This is a genomic window from Variovorax sp. MHTC-1 (assembly GCF_003984645.1).
Lineage (GTDB): Bacteria > Pseudomonadota > Gammaproteobacteria > Burkholderiales > Burkholderiaceae_C > Variovorax.
This window is the reverse complement of the sequence record NZ_RWKI01000008.1, coordinates 258,291-275,041: the sequence shown is the minus strand read 5'-3', so window position 1 is coordinate 275,041 and position 16,751 is coordinate 258,291. Positions and strand designations below refer to the sequence as shown.

At 68.6% G+C, this 16,751-nt stretch carries 13 protein-coding genes; 7 read left to right on the top strand and 6 right to left on the bottom strand.

Translation table 11 applies throughout. The annotated features are described in order from the left end of the window. Positions 1–47: 47 nt before the first annotated feature. A complete protein-coding gene (locus EJI01_RS16465; protein ID WP_260602485.1) occupies positions 48–1,061 on the bottom strand; it encodes a phosphate/phosphite/phosphonate ABC transporter substrate-binding protein in 1,014 nt (337 codons plus the stop codon). A gap of 19 nt (positions 1,062–1,080) precedes the next feature. After that, positions 1,081–2,112 (bottom strand): phosphate/phosphite/phosphonate ABC transporter substrate-binding protein, encoded by a 1,032-nt coding sequence (gene phnD, locus EJI01_RS16460; RefSeq protein ID WP_126838224.1) that lies wholly within the window; start codon positions 2,110–2,112, stop codon positions 1,081–1,083. Between the two features lie 236 nt (positions 2,113–2,348). Between phnD and EJI01_RS16455 the strand changes: the two genes are divergently transcribed. From EJI01_RS16455 to EJI01_RS16430, 6 genes are all read left to right on the top strand, one after another. Continuing rightward, positions 2,349–4,241: a hybrid sensor histidine kinase/response regulator gene (locus EJI01_RS16455; RefSeq protein ID WP_126838201.1), complete on the top strand. Its 1,893-nt coding sequence runs from the start codon at positions 2,349–2,351 to the stop codon at positions 4,239–4,241. Between the two features lie 277 nt (positions 4,242–4,518). Beyond that, positions 4,519–5,517, top strand: a complete 999-nt coding sequence (locus EJI01_RS16450) for an ABC transporter substrate-binding protein (protein WP_185878939.1) — start codon at positions 4,519–4,521, stop codon at positions 5,515–5,517. Further along, the gene (locus tag EJI01_RS16445) at positions 5,514–7,499 is read left to right on the top strand and encodes a hybrid sensor histidine kinase/response regulator (RefSeq protein WP_126838200.1); all 1,986 of its coding nucleotides are present in this window, start codon (positions 5,514–5,516) and stop codon (positions 7,497–7,499) included. The genes EJI01_RS16450 and EJI01_RS16445 overlap by 4 nt, the downstream gene beginning before the upstream one ends. Positions 7,500–7,527: 28 nt before the next feature. After that, entirely contained in the window at positions 7,528–8,307 is a 780-nt protein-coding gene (locus tag EJI01_RS16440) for a hypothetical protein (RefSeq protein ID WP_126838199.1), read from the top strand. A gap of 196 nt (positions 8,308–8,503) precedes the next feature. Continuing rightward, positions 8,504–8,986: a DUF2934 domain-containing protein gene (locus EJI01_RS28795; RefSeq protein ID WP_185878938.1), complete on the top strand. Its 483-nt coding sequence runs from the start codon at positions 8,504–8,506 to the stop codon at positions 8,984–8,986. Positions 8,987–9,198: 212 nt separating this feature from the next. Next, positions 9,199–9,573, top strand: coding sequence for a VOC family protein (locus EJI01_RS16430; protein WP_126838198.1), 375 nt, complete (start codon positions 9,199–9,201; stop codon positions 9,571–9,573). A gap of 54 nt (positions 9,574–9,627) precedes the next feature. Here the strand turns inward: EJI01_RS16430 and EJI01_RS16425 are convergent, their stop codons facing one another. Further along, entirely contained in the window at positions 9,628–10,164 is a 537-nt protein-coding gene (locus tag EJI01_RS16425) for a hypothetical protein (protein ID WP_126838197.1), read from the bottom strand. A gap of 358 nt (positions 10,165–10,522) precedes the next feature. Between EJI01_RS16425 and EJI01_RS16420 the strand changes: the two genes are divergently transcribed. Then, positions 10,523–11,005, top strand: coding sequence for a GNAT family N-acetyltransferase (locus EJI01_RS16420; RefSeq protein WP_126838196.1), 483 nt, complete (start codon positions 10,523–10,525; stop codon positions 11,003–11,005). A 284-nt stretch (positions 11,006–11,289) separates the two neighbouring features. Here EJI01_RS16420 and EJI01_RS16415 read toward each other — a convergent pair whose 3' ends face one another. The 3 genes from EJI01_RS16415 to EJI01_RS16405 form a co-directional block, all read right to left on the bottom strand. Further along, positions 11,290–12,162, bottom strand: a complete 873-nt coding sequence (locus EJI01_RS16415) for a hypothetical protein (RefSeq protein WP_126838195.1) — start codon at positions 12,160–12,162, stop codon at positions 11,290–11,292. A 376-nt stretch (positions 12,163–12,538) separates the two neighbouring features. Then, positions 12,539–12,922: a GFA family protein gene (locus tag EJI01_RS16410; RefSeq protein WP_126838194.1), complete on the bottom strand. Its 384-nt coding sequence runs from the start codon at positions 12,920–12,922 to the stop codon at positions 12,539–12,541. A 100-nt stretch (positions 12,923–13,022) separates the two neighbouring features. After that, positions 13,023–16,751, bottom strand: coding sequence for a filamentous hemagglutinin N-terminal domain-containing protein (locus EJI01_RS16405; RefSeq protein WP_126838193.1), 3,729 nt, complete (start codon positions 16,749–16,751; stop codon positions 13,023–13,025).

Sequence of the window (16,751 nt, the reverse complement as noted above, 5' to 3'; positions counted from 1 at the left end):
TGGAAGTTCGCTTAAGTCGTTCGTGTTATGAGACCGAGGCCGGCGACTCAGGGCCTGCCGTCGCGCAACGCCGCCACCTGTTGCGCATGGCTGCGCTCGATGCGTTCCAGCCGCGCCGCGCGCGCTTCTGCATTGACCCACTTCGCGGCGAGCGCGCGCCGCTTCGCGAGCTGGTAGTCCAGCTCGGCCGCAGCCAGCAGCGCGGTGTTGTCCGCCGCGACGTAGCCGAAGGGCGCATGCAGCGACTTCAGCACCTCGCGCTCGCCGTCGCCGCGCGGCCCCTTGGCGCGGCCGTAGTCGACCAGAAAGTCCTGCACCTTCTTCCGCAGCGCGAGGGGATGGGCGCGCCGAATCACGAACACGGCCGCAGGAATGGGCTCGGACTTCCAGATCACGTGCAGCCGATCGGCCTCGGCCGGAAACTGCTGCCTGAAGCGCTCGAAGTCGATCGTGTTGTTGGTGGCCACGTCGGCATCGCCGTTCGCCACCGCGAGTGCAGTGGCCTGGTGCGTGTCGACGGTCTCGCTCTCGAAGCGCGTCTCCATCAGGATGCCGTTCGGCAGGAAGAGCCGGAGCTGCGGCACGATGAAGCCCGAGACCGAGCGCCTGTCGCCGCGCGCCAGGCGCCAGCGTTCGGGGTGGGCCAGCAACTCCTCCAGCGAACGGAGTGGCCCCGTCCTGCGCGCGAGCAGCACGGCGCGACCGTCGGGCAGGCCGTCGACCCGCGCTACCTGGGCCACCACGTTCATGCGCCGTTCTGCGACGGCATCGAGCGCCAGCTTGGCCGACAACAGCGCGAAATCGATGTCGTCGCGCCGGAGGGCCTGGGCCAGCGATTCGTAGGAGGTCACGGAGAACACGCTCACCGGCCGGCCGAGCGCCCGGCTCAATTCGTCGAGCAGCGGCGTCCAGTTGTCGCGCGATTCGACCGCGCCGCCGACCGGCAGCACGCTGAAGCGGATGGCCGGCGGCGGCTCGGCGCGAAGGCTCTGCGCGAGCGCGGCAGCGGCTTGCCAGCCCAGCGCGGCAGCCAGGGCGCAACGCCACGCCGCACGCAGCACGCACCGCCTCGTGCGAGGCTCAGGGTGCGCCGTTGCGCAAGGCCGCCACCTGCTCGGCATACCCGCTCTCGATGCGCTGCAGCCGGGCCTGGCGCGCCGCCTCGTTGACCCACTGCGAGGTCATGGCGCTCTGCCTGGCGAGCTGGTAGGCCAGCCTGGCGGCCGGCAGCAGCGACGTGTTGTCGGCCGCGACGAAACCGGCGAGGTCGTGCAGCGACTTGAGCACGGCGCGCTCGGCTTCGCCGCGCGGCCCCTTGGTGCGGGCGTAGTCGACCAGGAAGGCCTGCACCTTCTTCTGGAACTCGGGGCTGTACGCGCGCCGCACCACCAGTTGCGCGTGCGGGATCAGCTCCGACTCCCAGATCACCTGCAGCCGCTCGGCCTCGGCCGGGAACTGCAGCTTGAAGCGTTCGAAATCGGCGGTGTTGTTGGTCGCCACGTCGGCCTCGCCGTTGGCCACGGCCAGCGCCGTCGCCTGGTGCGTGCCGACCACTTCGCTGGCGAAGCGGGTCTCCATCGCGATGTGGTTCGGCAGGAAGAGCTGCAGCTGCGGCACGATGAAGCCCGACACCGAGCGGCTCTCGCCGCGCGCCAGGCGCCAGCGCTCGGGCCGTGCCAGCAGGTCCTTCAGCGTGGTGAAGTTTCCGGTCTTGCGCGTGAGCAGCAGCGCGCGGTAGCCGGGCAAGCCGTCGTGGCGCGTGACCTGGGCCACGACGTTCATCCGCCGCTGCGTGACGGCATCGAGCGCCATCTTGCCGGACAGGAAGGCCATGTCGACCTGGTCGCGCTGGATCGCCTGCTCGAGCGCCTCATAGGAAGTGACCGAGAGCACGCTGACGGGCCGGCCGATGGCGCGGCTCAGGTCTGCGAGGAGCGGCTCCCAGTCGTTGCGCGATTCGAAGGCGCCGCCCAGCGGCAGGATGCCGAAGCGCAGCGGCGCCGTGTTGGCGGCGGCAGCCGTGCCCGCGCTTTGCGCCGCGGCCGCGAGCGGCGCGCCCAGCAGCAACGCCAGCGCGCAGAGCCCCAGCAGGGCGGCGGCGCGCCGTGCCATCATCCGCAAACGCCCGGAATGCGGGGCGGGAAAAGCAAGGGGAGCACCGGCGGCGCGATGGACAGGAAATTGCATCTTCTTCGGGAACGCGTTGGCTGGTGGCCTTCGGGCTGGTCAAAGCGGTTCTGTCGAGAACACAATTAGAAACCAACTTCGATCGGATTCGTGACGTTTTTCCCTAGACATGTACTTAAGTCGGTGGTTGACATTCACGTCGCCGCGCGTCTGATGCGCCCATGAACTGGCCCTTTCGCGCCCTCCGCCTGCTGGTGCGCCTGACGCTGGCGCAGCAGCTCGTGCTGCTGGCGCTCTTGCCTGCCATGGTGGCGACGCTGGGTGCGATCGCGGTGCTGACGCGACAGCATCTCGCGAGCGTGACCGAGCTGATGCGCGCCAATGCGCAGACCGTCGCGCTGCAGGTGGCGACCGTGGCCCAGATCCAGCTGCAGCACATGGACCGCCGCGCGCTGCAGCGCACCGCGCAATCGGGCAGCTACCAGCCGCACGTGCAGCAGGTGCAGATCTGGTCGGAGGACGGCGAGATCCTGGCCAACTCGGAAACCACCGACCGCGAGCGCAGCGAGGGCCTGCAGGTGGTGGCGCCGATCGTCGGCGACGACGGCAAGCACATCGGCAAGGTGATGGTGGAGATCAGCCTCGACGCGGTGGAGCGCGCCAAGCGATCGGTCTGGATCAACGTGGTGCTGGTGCTGGCGGCCAGCCTGGTGGGCGTGGGACTGGCCGGCTGGTGGGCGGCGCGCCGCATCAGCGCGCCCATCCGCATGCTCGGCGAGGCGGTCGACCGGCTGGGCGCCGGCGAGGACGCGCAGGTGGCGGTCGCGGGCACGGCCGAGGTGCGGCGCCTGCAGCACGGCTTCAACGAGGCGGCGCGCGCGCTGTCGGAAAGCCGCGGCGAGCTGGAAAACCGCATTGCCCGCGCCACGGCGGAGCTGGCCAGCAAGAACCAGCAGCTCGAGGTGGCGAGCCAGGCCAAGACGCGGCTCCTGGCCGCCGCCAGCCATGACCTGCGCCAGCCGCTGCACGCGCTCACGCTGTTTTCCGACGGCCTGGCCAATGGCGAGACCGACCCGGTGCGCCTGCAGCGCATCGGCCACATCCGCGAATGCGTCGACTCGCTGGACCGGCTGTTCTCGGAACTGCTCAACCTCTCGCAGCTCGATGCCGGCGTGCTGCAGCCGCAGTGGGCGGACTTCGCGCTCGACCACCTGTTCGACGAGATCAGCCGCAACTTCCGGCCGGTGGCGGAGCAGCAGAACCTGCGGCTGGTGGTGCGCAAGACCGAGCTCTGGGTGCGCAGCGACTACGTGATGCTCTCGCGCATCCTGAACAACCTGGTGTCGAACTCGCTGCGCCACACCACCGACGGCGGCGTGCTGATCGGCGCGCGCCGGCGCGGCCGGGGCGTCCGCATCGACGTGGTGGACACCGGCATCGGGATCGCGGCGCATCACCAGTCGCGGGTCTTCGAGGAGTTCTACCAGGTCGAGGCGCACGGCCGGCAGGGCCGCGACGCCCGCGGCATGGGCCTGGGCCTGGCGACCGTGCAGCGGCTGGCGGCACTGCTCAACACGCGCGTGGAGCTGAGCTCGCGGCCGCGCAAGGGCACCTGCGTGCGCGTGCTGGTGCGCGCCGCCGAGCCCGCGGCGGCGGCGCCGGCGGCCCCGCCCGCCCTCATCCACGGCGCCGGCGGGGAAGACGAAGCAAGCCTGCGCGGCGTGCGGGTGCTGGTGATCGACGACGAGCGCACCATCCTCGAGGGCCTGCAGGTGGTGCTCTCGAACTGGGGTGCCGAAGTGATGGCCGCGCAGACGCGCAACGAGGCGCTGGCGCTGGCCGACCAATGGGACCGGCCGCCCGACCTGGTGGTGAGCGACTTGCTGCTGCAAGGCGGCGACAACGGCCTCGATGTGCTGGCCGCGCTGGAGCGCCATCCGCGCGGCATCGGCGAGGCGACCGCGCGCCTGCTGGTGACCGGGGAAACCAAGCCCGACCGGCTGCGCGAAGTGGCCAATTCGGGCGTAACCGTACTCTACAAGCCGGTGTCGCCGAAGCTGCTGCGGCAGGCCATCAACGCCCAGCTGGCGGCGGTGCGGCAGGCGGTGCTCTAAGGCGCAGGGATCAGGCGGACGCCGGGCCGTCGGCGCGGCGAAGTCCGCGCTTCGCGCAAACGGGCGGCCTGCTGCTTCCCCCTCGGGGCAGCGAGTACACGAAGTGACGGAGCGTTGGGGGCCGCATACGACGTCAGAGATAGGCCGACAGGCCGCGAGCCTGTGCAGTCCCTCACGGCAATTCAACGCTGCACGCGCCGACATAAGCCCTCCGCCTTATCGCGCGAAGCAGGCCGCCTCCGTACATTGGGTCCATCACCCACTGCAGGTGCAGTTCATGTTTGCGAATCGATTTCCAGCGCTCTTTCACGGGCTGCTCACCCTCGCGGGCATGGCCTTCGCCGCCCTGCTCCTCGCCGGCGGCGCGCGTGCGGCCGGACTCACGGTGCTGGTCGCCGACGAGCTGGCGGTCCACACGGAATTCGTGCGCCTGCTGCGCGAATCCCAGGAGGCCGGCAGCCGCTTCGACCTGGTTCGCCTGGGCGGGCCGGCGCCGGAGCTGGCAAGCGCCGGCGAAGACCATGTGACGGCCGGCGTGCGCACCCGCGGCATGCGCCCGAGCCCGGCCGACATCCCGGTCACGATGGCCGTCGGGCCGGTGGCGGCGCGCGCGGCGATCGAGCGGCCGGGCCAGGATCCGCTGGTGCTCGCGATGCTGAGCCGGCTCGACTACGAAAGCCTCAAGGCGAACCCCGCACTGCGGCGCACCGACCGCCATGTCGGCGTGCTGCTGCGCGAGCCGTCCATGGCCGACCAGCTGACGCTCATCGATGCGGTGCTACCGCAGAAGCGCCGGCTCGGCGTGGTGGCGACGTCCGAATCGGAACCGATCGTGCGCGAGCTGCAGCGCGCGGCCAAGGGCTGGGACCTGCAGGTCGAATACGCGCCCGATGCGAGCTCGCTGGCCTCGGTGCTGCGCCTGCTGGTGCCGCGCAGCGATGCGCTCATGGTCCTGCCCGACCTGATCGGCGACAGCCAGGGCGCCACGCTGTCGGTGCTGCGCGCGGGCGCCGGTGCCGGCCTGCCGGTGTTCGGCACCAGCGACGGACTGGTGCGCTCGGGGGGGCTCGCCGCCGCCGTCTCGACGCCGGGGCAACTCGCGCTGCAGGCGCGCGCGCTCGGGCAGAAAGTGGCCGCCGCGCCGGCGGGCACGGGCGTGCTGGTCGAGGCGGCGACGCCGGCCACGGTGCGCGTCAACACCACCGTGGCGCGCGGGCTGGGCCTGCGCATTCCGGAAGAGCGGGAATTGACCGAGCGGGTCACCGCTACCCGATGACATCGCCCAGCCACGGTCTGGCCGTGCCCGCCTCCACCGCACGACCGACGGATCCTCCGGCGACGGACGGCCGCACCCTCGTGGTCGGCGGCAGCCTGCAGCGCGACCTGTTCCGCCTCGGCGTGGTTCCGTGCGCGGCCGTCGCCATCGCGCTCACCGCCTGGTTCACCCACAGCCGCCTCGAGACGCTCGAAGCCGCCTTCAATGCCGAGGGCCAGGCAGTGGCGCGGCAGGTTGCCGCGATGTCCGACCTGAGCCTCTATGCCGGCGACCTGCCCGCGCTGCAGAACGTCGCCAATGCCGCCTTGCGCGGCGGCCAGGTGACGCGGGTGGAGATCAGCAACAGCGCCGGCGTCTACGTGACGGCCGGCCGCAAGACCGCACCGCTGGCGCAGCTGCGCATGTTCACCGCGCCGGTCACGCTGCGCGAGGCTTCGCGCGCCAGCGCCTTCTCGCCCGAGGGTTCGACCGCCGCCGGCGAAACGCCCATCGGCCTGGTGCAAACCTTCCGCGACACCACGGCCTATGCGCGCGAACGCACGCGTTCGCTGATGGCGGGCATCGGCATCGCGATGATCGCGCTGCTCGCGGCATGGGCCTGGGTCCGCCACACGGCGCGCGCCGTCGCGCAGCCGCTGCGTCGCATCTCGCGCACCGTGGCGGCACTGGAGGCGGGCCAGTTCGACGCGCGCTGCAACGTGGTCGCGCGCCATGCAGGCGAACAGGAGGGCGAGACCGGCAAGCCGCGCGCGCGCCACGAGCTCGCCAGCCTGGCGCACGACATCAACCGTCTGGCCGAGCGCCTGCAGCGCAACCGCCAGCAGAGCGAAGAACAGGTGCGCGAAGCCACCGCCGTCGCGCTGCAGCGCATGGCCGAGGCCGAGCAGGCGGCCTTGTCGCGCGCCCGCTTTCTCGCCGCGGCCAGCCACGACCTGCGCCAGCCGCTGCATGCGATGGGCCTGTTCATCGACGGCCTCCTGCCGACGGCCACCGAAACGCAGCGGCCGGCCGTGCTGCGCCTGCAGGAAGGCGCCGAGTTCATGGGCGTGCTGCTCGACGACCTGCTCGAAATCTCGCGTCTCGATGCGCAGGTGCTGACGCCCGCGATCACCGACGTCTCGCTGGCCATGCTGTTCGATCAGCTCGACGCCCAGCATGCGGCGCGCGCCGCCGCATCGCGCGTGCGGCTGCTGTGGATGGACCGCGGACTCGCGGTGCGCACCGATGCGGCGCTCCTGCTGCGCATCGTCGGCAACCTGGTCAGCAACGCGATCCACCACACCTCGCCCGACGGCACGGTGCTGGTGCTGGCGCGGCGCCGCGCCGGCAAGGTGCGCATCGAGGTGCGCGACAACGGCGTGGGCATCGCGCCGATCCACCAGGCGCGGATCTTCGAGGAGTTCTACCAGGTCGCGAACACCGAGCGCGACCGCCGCCAGGGCTTCGGCCTCGGCCTCGCGATCTGCGCGCGCATCGCCGCGCTGCTCGGCACGCGCATCGCGCTGCGCTCGGCGCTGCAGGCGGGCAGCAGCTTCGCGCTGGAGCTGCCGCGCGCGAACCCGCGCGACGTGCTGCCGCCGGCGGCCGGGCCATTGGCCGCATCGCCGCTGGCCGGGCTGCGCTGCCTGGTGGTGGACGACGACCCGGCCATCCTCGATGCCAGCCGCGCGCTTCTGCAGCAATGGGGCTGCCTGGTGGAATGCGTGGCCACCGGCAGCGAGGCGCTGGCCCGGCTCGCCGACGCCGGCACGCGCTTCGACGTGCTGCTGTGCGACCTGCAGCTGGCCGGCGACGAGGACGGCATGGAAGTGATCGACGCGGCGCGTCGGCTGCAGCCCGATGCGCTGGCGGTGCTGGTCTCGGGCGCCACCGGGCCCGAGGTGCTGCAGCGGCTGCGCCAGGGCGGCGTGATGCTGCTCACCAAGCCGGTGGCGCCGGCGAAGCTGAGGGCGCTGTTGTCCACGCGTAGAAGCAACGCCTGAACGACCGCCGGTTCGACACAATGCGCCGATGCTCGACATCTCCGCCCTGAAAGACATCCGCCCTTTCATCGCAACGCCGAGCTACAACGGCGCGATGAGCTCGAGCTACGTGCGCAGCCTGCTCGGCCTGGTGAACCTGGCCTGGAGCCAGGGCTTCGCGATGCAGACCCGCTTTCTCGACGGCGACAGCCTGATCCCGCGCGCGCGCAACCGGCTCGTGGCCGAGTTCATGGCCGACGCACGCTGGACGCACCTGTTCTGGATCGATGCCGACATCGGCTTCGAGCCCGAAGCGGCGCTGCGGCTGCTGCTCGCCGGCCGCGAGGTGGTGGCCGGCGTCTACCCGCTCAAGAGCGACGGCTGGCCATCCGAAGGCCTGCCCGCGCCGCTGCCCGCTGGCACCACGCGCGAGCAGTTCGAAGCGCTCCATGCGCGCTTTCCGGCCAACGCGCTCGCAAGCGGCCGCGCGGTGGACGCGGACGGCTTCGTCGAGGTGCTCGATGCGCCCACGGGCTTCATGCTGATCGCACGCACGGTGTTCGAGCGGCTGGCCGCCGCCTGCCCCGATCTGCGCTACACCCCCGATGCCGCCACGGGCGACCTCGCCTCCCGCGCCTGGCCGCACTACCGCTTCTTCGACGTGATGGCCGAGCCGGACAACGGCCGCTACTTGAGCGAGGACTACGCGTTCTGCCGCCGCTGGCAGTCGGCGGGCGGCAAAGTCTTCATCGATGCGCACTCCCGCCTCACGCACCAGGGGCTGCGCACCTACACCGGCGACTTCGGCCGGGCGCTGGCGGCGCGATGAGGCGCAGGAGGGGCAGGAGGGGCAAGCATGCGACTCCCTTGGCGAGGAGTTCAGGCGGATCGAGCAGGCGACCCATTGGACTTCAGCAACGCTGCCAGACGGATGCGCCATTTGCCTACTTTGAACGGCCGTGCCTCGCCTCACGCTGGCGAAACATGGGCCGGAAAGAAATCCGGCCTCCGTCAAGGAGATGAACATGCCCCGAACCGCCGATCCCAAAGAGACTCTCGCCAAGCCTGACGAGCCGCTTCCACCTCCTCTCGAAGCCGAGGTGAGGGCAGCCGATCTCGTCGGGGAAGAACCCTCCGACGCGCAGGCCTCGCCAGAGTCGCAGCGAGAAGATCGAATCCGCGAGGCTGCGTACGCGGCCTACGAACGCCGCGGCAGAGAACCTGGCCACGAGCAGGAAGACTGGCTGGATGCCGAGAGGACGTTGGAGCGCGACCAGACGAAAACCCCGGCCAGCCCTGAGCACACGCCGGCTGAAAATGCAATGAAGCAGTTCTCGAAGACGGCCGCCGAGAGCGACGACCTCGCGGGCCCCAACGGCGGCCCCGCAACGACCCGGCAGAACCAGCCCGTACGCCCCGGCGATGCGGGAGTGGGACAAGGCGGCAACGAGGGCAGTTCCCCCTATCAGGATCGGAGCCGGCCGGAAGAGCCTGAGCGAGACGTTTGAAAGAACCGCCGCACATCATCGGCGGGATTCCCGGGCTCCATTGGGCTTCTGGGATTCCTGCCATAGGCTCTGCCGCACATCGCTATGGTCAGTCCTCGATGAGCTCGAAACCTTCGCATGAACACGGCGGCTGGCCATCGGCGTCTCACGACCAGGAGCGGTCTCTCGCAACCGTCGGGCCTCGCGCAAGCCCACCCACCTCAGGACTACTCATGTTCGACCATGTCAAATTCGGAGTAAGCGACTATGCAGCGAGCAAAGCGTTCTTCCTCAAGGCGCTAGAACCGCTTGGCGTAGCTGTTGTCTCGGAAGGGCCGCCGACATACGGGGTCGAGCTCAGCCCAAAGGGCAAGGCTTCATTGTGTCTGTACCAAGCCGAGGAGAAACCGGCGCATCTTCACTTGGCCTTCAAGGCCGAGAATCGGCAGCAGGTCGACGCCTTCTATCGAGCGGCTCTGGAGGCGGGCGCCAAAGACAATGGTGCGCCCGGTCTGCGCCCGCACTACCACGCAAACTACTATGCAGCTTTCGTCATTGGTCCGGACGGGCACAACATCGAAGTGGTTTGCAACGAACCCGAGGCCTGACCCTTCCATTGAGGGACGTACGCAAGCGGGCTGCCACGGTCCATGCTCGCCCCACTAATTCAACGTGACCACGACGTGGGTTTGCGGTCCGCCGCGCATGACGTAATTGACCGGATGCAGCGCCTCGCCGGGATCGCATGCGACCGCTGAATTCAGCATGGGCGCGAGCGCTCCCGGCAGCTTTTTCTTGAACGGCCCGACAGGCATGCACGCGGTGACGTTAACGACGCCGGAGCTCTTCTCGTTTCTGTCCTTGTAGAACCTGTCGTTGACTGGGAAGGTTTCTGGCCTGTACTGGCCGGCCGCCGTATCCTTGACGAAGACCGACAGATAGGATTCCCATTGATTTCCCACGTCGACGTCCATGCAGACTCCCGGCTTCATGGTGTACCAGCCTTGGAGCGTCACGTAGCAATGCGATCCCTGAAGCTCGCATCTCGAACCCGAATCGTCCGAATTCTCATGGATGACAGCAAAGACGATGTCCGTCTGTCGTCCGTTGCACAGCTTGTTCGTCCCCGTTGCGCCGGCGTGGAATGCCACAGCAGAAAGCAGCAGAACGCCGAACGCGAGATGCACGATTGATTTCATCTTTTCCCCCTACAGAATTTGCGCGGATGAGCTCAGAAGTCGAACTTCGCTAGCGCCGGCGAGGCCGTCCCATCTTGACCAGAGCAACCCTGTGGGGCCACCAGCCAAGGGTTCCAGAACATCCGTCCTCCGGCTTCCCACAGGCGTAGGAGGGCTCCGCGTCCTCAGACCAGAGAATATGCCCGTCCAGCTGGGATCTTCTTGCCGTGATGATGGGAAGGAGGCCCAAATGCACGAGAACTTCGTTGCCGCTATGGAATTTCAGGGCATCACGGTAGTGCCGTGGAAACGGCCAGAAGCGGCTGTCCGCTGAGTAAACTCGCTGCCGTTCGTTTCGCCAGCCCCAAGGATTCCACGAATGCGCCGACTCGCCGCGCCTCAAGACATTGAGGCCGTGTTCTCAATCTACACGCACGAGAAGGTGGTGCCCTTCCTAACCTACGAGCCCATGTTGCTCGACGAGTTCGAAGGCATCTACGAAGAGCTTCTCGACAGCGGTTGTTTCTACGTGTGGGAAGTCGATGGCGCGGTTGCGGGCTTCTACAAGGCGACCCGCTATCCGGGTCGAGGGCGGCATGTCGCCTTGCTTGGAACCTTGGCGGTAGACCCGCGACGCCACGGGCAAGGAGTGGGACATGCCATGCTCACCGATGCAGTTGAGCGGCTCAAGGCCGACGGCGTCAGGCGCATCGAGCTGTACGCCGAGAGCGACAACGTGCAAGCACTGCGCTTCTACGGAAAGCTGGGTTTCGCACACGAAGGCACGCTGCGCCAGTTCTACAAGCGGGCCGACGAGCCACACTACGTAGACGAGTACGTGCTGGGGCTGCTGGTCGAATGAACTCAGCGGGCAGGGCCATCGATTTGGCTGCTGCCGGGCCAATTGCGGACGGTCGCACCCGCCCCCGACGCGCACGCCCGCCAGGATGCCCGGCGTAACCGCCTTCGCGGTCGCGGGCGGGCCAACACGCCCGCCCCTTCGGAACCGCCGCCGCCACCAGGCCAGCCAGGGCGCGAGAGCCGCGGCACCCGCCTAGCGGCCCAGACGACTACGCGAGAGTTGGCGGCGCATGATGCGTCGCAGCCGCACACGGCGGACGACGCGACGGAACGCTGGCGAGTGGCTTACAGCGCCGGGATGGACACGGTGGAATAGTACTTGTAGCGAGTGTCGATGGGCTGAGCCCTCACATCGATGGAGCCTGTCAAAGTACCGCCGGTGACAGTGCCCACGACTCGGCGATCGGTTTGCGAGACTACTGCAAGCGTTCTCGAGGTGCCGACCCCTCCGACTGTCCAGGTCACCGGCATATTGGATTCGATCTCTACTGTTGCGCCGGTGGGAGCAAGAAACTCCATCGTCTGTCCAGAAGTCACTTTCGTGAATCCACGCAGGTCCGTGACCGGCGTGCCGTTCAGCTTTGCTGTAAGGGTCACATCAGGTCGGAATTCGAACTTGTACGGAAGCGCTCCGCCCGTGATCTTGTACTCGGACGTGCAGCGGGCATCCTTGCAAAGTTTGAGCTCGAGATTTCCGCTGTATTCGCCGAACACGGATTGCCACTTCGGAATCAGATACATCAAATACGTACCGCCCGGCTGACGCGACGCAGTGACGGGTCCGTAGCGATCATCGAGTACCTGCTGCGGATCGATGAGCATCGGGTACACCGGGCCCGAAGGCTCGTGATAGAAGCCGAACAGGATGAGAATGGGGACGATCGAGGGGTAGTTGTTGCTGCTAATGTAGAAGCCGCTCGCGGACAATGCGAAGTCCACCTGGAGTGTTTCATCGGGGTTGGTGCCTGTTGTGATGACCTGGACCTGCCCTCCAGGCAATGTCGCCACTGGAACCGTGCGCAGCTGGTATCCCGAACCGGGAGGGATGCGAGCGTCAGATGCTCTCTCCGCAGCGACGACCGGCTCCCCGCCACCGCTTCGCAGAACCGCAGTGCCCTTGAGACCTTCGCCAAAGGCGGTCTCTTCGGATTTGGTCAAGGACGCGGAGGAGCCCGATACAGGCGCCTCGCCGCCGCCCCCGCCACATCCGATAAGTCCGACCGCGATGGTCCAGACAAGCGCGAGCGCGCGCCCTACATTCACCAAAGCCATCGCCCTCTGCCCCTCATTGCTGTTAGCGCCGCGCAAGGCGGTCGCTCGTTTGTTCGTTTGGAGGCGGAGGATACATTTAGAAGCACGCGACAGCAACTTTAGTTTTAGAACTCTGCGGCCAACCCGAAGGATTCGCATCGATCGTTGCGCAAGAACATCTCCACCGAGATGTCTGGCCATTCCCGCTCGCTGCCAACACCTGTGCCTCAGCAGGCCATGCAAATCCAGGGGCGGTCATAGGCCGCGAACGGTCGCCTTGGCGCTATTTCGCAAAAAGGGCTTTCGCAGCCTCTTCCCAATTCGCTCCGTCGAATTTTTGAATCTCCAGCGACGAGAGATCCAGTGCATCGATGCACCGGAGATTGACCGCCCATCGCGTCGGGTCCAGCCGCGGACGAGTGAACGGTGAAATGCCGCAGTGCTTGCAGGAGTAGTGCTTGGCGGTCAACGTTCCGAACTGGTACAGCGTCAAGTCCTGTTCACCCGAAACAATGCGCAGAGTCTTGTCCGACGCGCCATGCCACAGCGCACCCTTGCGACGACAAAGAGAGCAATTGCATTCCATGGCGTATGTGACCGCGGCTTGGAGTTCGAACTTGACTCTTCCGCAGTGACAGCTGCCCAAGAGGGTCTGTCGATCAGTCATGGCTGTACCTCGCTTGTTTCGCCATCATGCCATCCAGCGGACGGCGAAGCGGCGCTGCGCTGCGCTTCCATTGGTAGCCGACAGCGGCGCCGCAAGTGCCTCAGAAATCGGCGCAGCCGCTGCGGCGCTCCGTATCGATGCAGTTGGTGAGATTGGGCCGGGAGCGCACGCGTGACCATTCGCGAGCGAGCACGTCGCCGCCCTGCGCGGCGCGGTCGGCGTCCAGCGGCCCGGTCGCGAGGCAGATCGGCGCCGGACCGATGTTGCGGTCGTAGAGCCAAGTGCTCTGGTTCTCGCGCACCACGTCGGGCTTGATCAGATCCACGAGTCCACCCACCGTCAGCAGCCCCGGCACCACGCTGACCGCGTAGCCCTCGGCCGAGCTGAAGCTGCCGTTGATCGGGTAGCTGCCCGGCAGGCTGAACTGCGTGGCCGGACTCGACAGGGCGCCGGCAAAGCCGGCGCCGGTGTCGCCGAGGATCAGGCCGCTGATGCTGTAGGTGAACAACGGATTCGGCAGGCCGCCGGGCCGCGCGGCGTTGTGGATGAAGACGACGGCGCTCGGCTGCTGCGCGTAGATGAAGTGGTTGGCGCCCGCAGGCACCGTCACCGTGCACAGGCCCAGGTAGGCGCAGTGGTAGAGGTTGGGCAGCAGGCCCGAGCCTGCGAGCCCGCCGCGCGTCTCGCCGACCCAGGTGTCGGCCCAGATACGCCAGGGCGCGCCGGCGATGGTGGAGGCTCCGAGATTCTGGAAACGCGCTGCCGCCACCAGGTCGGTGCCGCTGCCGCTCGCGACGTTGGTGCCGAGCGAGAGGTCGCCGGCGAGCGTGCGCACGAACACCGTGTCGGCCGCCATCGAGGTGGCGGAGACAGGCTGCGGCAGGTTGCTCGCGGCATCGAAGCCGGTCACCGTCACCGGCCCGAGGGTGACCGCGTCGGCATCCACGTAAGCGAAGCTGCCCGCGGCGGCGCCGCCGACCGTGCCCACGTTGTTGAGTGGGTTGCGCAGCTCGACGCTGCCGCCGCTCGAGCGCGCGAGCAGCGTGCCGGCCGTGATCGCCGCGGCCGCCGCCTGCGTGATGTTGCCGGCGCTCAGGAGGCCGAGTTGCGGCGTCGACACCGCCGCGCCGAGGTTGATATTGCCGCCCGCGCCGTTCTGCAGCGTGAGCGCCGAGGCCAACGCGAGCGGGCCCACCACATCGATGTCGGCCGCATGCGCGTTGCTGCCGGCCACGATGGTCGGCGTGTCGAGGCGCGTGAACTCGGCGGCAGAGACCGCGAAGCCGGTGGCTGCCGCGCCGCCGAGCGTGATCGGCACGTCCGGGCGGTCGAACGCGTTGCCCCCGAGGTCCACGCCGCCGGGCCGCAGGTCGAGCGCATTCCCCGCGCGCACCGTGCCGCCGATCGCGAGCGCATCGGTGCTGCCGTCGTTGACCGCGCGCAGCACGACGTTGCGGTTGCCGTCGATGCGGCCGCCCGGCGGTGCCGTCGTCGATGCGGCGGGCGCGATGTTCACGCCCGCGGCGGCGCCGTCGGACTGGCCCGTGACGACGATGTCGCCGCTGCCGGTGGTCTGCAGCAGCGCATCGTCGCGCAGCAGCACGCCGTTGCCGGCCGTGCCGCCGGCCAGCCGGCGTCCCGTCACCGTGATGTTGCCGTCGACGGTGGTGATGGTTTCGCCGTTGATCACGACACCGTGGCCCGGCGCTTCGGAGCTGTTGCTGGTGAAGCTGCCGATGCCCGTCACGGACACGTTGCCGCTGGTGGTGACGATGGTGGTGACGGCGTCGAAGCTTTCGAGCTGGACGCCGCTGCCCACGCTGTGGCTGCCGAACATCGTCACGTTGCCTGTGGCGGTGGTGATGGTGCTGTTCTGCATGAACACCGCGCCGTTGGTCGTGGCACCGTTGCTCGGGCCGGTGCTGACGCCGGTGAGCTGCACCGAGCCGCCCGTGCCCGCATTGCTGCCGCCGGTATAGAACCCGGGCGTCCCGGGGATCAGCTGCTGGTTGCCGGTGCGCGTGTCGATCAGCGCGCCGGTCAGGCAGATGCTGCACATCTCGTTGCTGGCGTTGGCCCAGGCGCCGTTCATCGAGACGTTGCCGCCGTTGGTGTAGATGCTGCCGTCGAAGCTGACCTGGCCGCCGCCGACGGCGGCGCCGGCGCCGTTCGCGTCGGCGTTGAAGATCACGTTCAGCGGATCGCCGATGGACGCAATCACCGAGGCGCCGTTGCCGCGCACGCTGCGATGGGCATCGAGCTGGAAGGTGAGTGGGCCCTTGTTGCCGCTGTACTCGATGCGCACGTCGTCCATCACGATGTCGCCGACGTTCGCCGTGCCGGCCGCGGGATTGCCGGTGGTGATCCGCACGCTGGTGCCGCCGTTGAGCGCATCGTTGATGTCGCCGTCCTGGATGGTCGAGTTGGCGATCGGGGCGAAGGGATTGCTCGACAGGCTGCCGTTTTTCGCACCGTTGACGATGAGGACGTCGAACGGATCGATCAGCCAGGTGCCCGCGGTGCCGCGCGGTGCCGAAGCGTCGGTGCGCAGGCCCGCGAGATCGATGCCGCCGTTGCTCTCGCCCGCCGGCATGGCGAAGCCGCCCGAGGTCTCGATGTAGCCGCCGTCGCCGCCGTTCGGTCCGCCGCGGGTCGAGAGCGTGCCGTGGGCGCGCAGCGTGCGTTCGCCCATCAGCCGAACATCGCCGCCGTTGCCGGCCACGGTGGCATCGGCGCTGATGCGGCTGCCCGCGGCGACGGCGATCGCGCCGGTCTGCGGATCGCCGCCGACCGCCGCAGCCTGCAGCCGGATGCGGCCGCCGCCGGCGCCGCCGCTGGCGTCGATGACGCCGGGGTCGCCCGCGGCAGCGGGCTGCAGCAGGATCGTCCGCCCCTTGACGTCGATCGTCCCGCCGCTCTGGCCGACACCGTGGCCGGCCGCGGACAGCAGGCCGCCATTGAGGGTGACGCCGGCAGCCGAGCCGCCGCTGTCGAGCACGATCTCGCCGTTGCGCGAAGCCAGCGAGTCGGCGCGCAGCACGCCGCGCGTGTTGACCACGCCCTGCGCGAGTTCGCTGCCCGCGGTCGCCATCATCACGACGCGCCCGCCATCCGCCTGCACCACGCCGCTGTTGGCGACGCCGCTGTAGAGGCCGGACGAGACTTTGAAGGTGGTGAGCCCGTCGCCCGCGAAATCGACCGTCACCGTGTCGCCCGACACCAGTCCGGCAGTGCCGCCCTGCGCGACGATGCTGCCGCTGTTGCTGACCTGCGCACCGATCAGCGCGATGGTGCCGCCGCCCTGCGCCGTGATGCCGCCGTGGTTCTCGGCCGTGCCGAAGGGCGTGCCATCCTGCTTGAATTCGAAGCGCTCGGTGCCGCTCATGAAGGCGCTGTCGCTGGTGCTCATCTTGAGCGTGGACGCGACCAGCCCGCCGACATTGACGCTCGCGCCATTGCCGAACAGCACGCCGTTGGGATTGACCAGGAACACGCGCCCGTTGGCATTCAACGAGCCGGCGATGGTGGACAGCTCGTTGCCCGTCACGCGGTTGAGCAGCACGCTGCCGGCGCCGGGCTGCGCGATGTTGACCGCATGGCCCGGGCCGATGGAAAAGCCCTGCCAGTCGACGATGGCGCGCTGCGTGCCTTGCACGATGCCCAGATGCATGCCGCCGGCCGTCGGCGTGCCGACCGCGACGGCGCCGCCGCGCACCTGGAAGTTGTTCCAGGTCGGCAGTTGCGCGAAGGCCGGCGTGGCGCCCATGCATGCGAGGGCCAGCGCCACGGGGCGCATGCTGAAGCGCGCGGAGCTATGAGTGTGTTTCAT

What these genes read in the sequence shown, in the direction of transcription:
- phnD (WP_126838224.1), bottom strand. Translation starts at nt 2,112, where the DNA reads ATGGCACGGCGCGCCGCCGCCCTGCTGGGGCTCTGCGCGCTGGCGTTG.
- EJI01_RS16455 (WP_126838201.1), top strand. Translation starts at nt 2,349, where the DNA reads ATGAACTGGCCCTTTCGCGCCCTCCGCCTGCTGGTGCGCCTGACGCTG.
- EJI01_RS16450 (WP_185878939.1), top strand. Translation starts at nt 4,519, where the DNA reads ATGTTTGCGAATCGATTTCCAGCGCTCTTTCACGGGCTGCTCACCCTC.
- EJI01_RS16445 (WP_126838200.1), top strand. Translation starts at nt 5,514, where the DNA reads ATGACATCGCCCAGCCACGGTCTGGCCGTGCCCGCCTCCACCGCACGA.
- EJI01_RS16440 (WP_126838199.1), top strand. Translation starts at nt 7,528, where the DNA reads ATGCTCGACATCTCCGCCCTGAAAGACATCCGCCCTTTCATCGCAACG.
- EJI01_RS28795 (WP_185878938.1), top strand. Translation starts at nt 8,504, where the DNA reads ATGCCCCGAACCGCCGATCCCAAAGAGACTCTCGCCAAGCCTGACGAG.
- EJI01_RS16430 (WP_126838198.1), top strand. Translation starts at nt 9,199, where the DNA reads ATGTTCGACCATGTCAAATTCGGAGTAAGCGACTATGCAGCGAGCAAA.
- EJI01_RS16425 (WP_126838197.1), bottom strand. Translation starts at nt 10,164, where the DNA reads ATGAAATCAATCGTGCATCTCGCGTTCGGCGTTCTGCTGCTTTCTGCT.
- EJI01_RS16420 (WP_126838196.1), top strand. Translation starts at nt 10,523, where the DNA reads ATGCGCCGACTCGCCGCGCCTCAAGACATTGAGGCCGTGTTCTCAATC.
- EJI01_RS16410 (WP_126838194.1), bottom strand. Translation starts at nt 12,922, where the DNA reads ATGACTGATCGACAGACCCTCTTGGGCAGCTGTCACTGCGGAAGAGTC.
- EJI01_RS16405 (WP_126838193.1), bottom strand. Translation starts at nt 16,751, where the DNA reads ATGAAACACACTCATAGCTCCGCGCGCTTCAGCATGCGCCCCGTGGCG.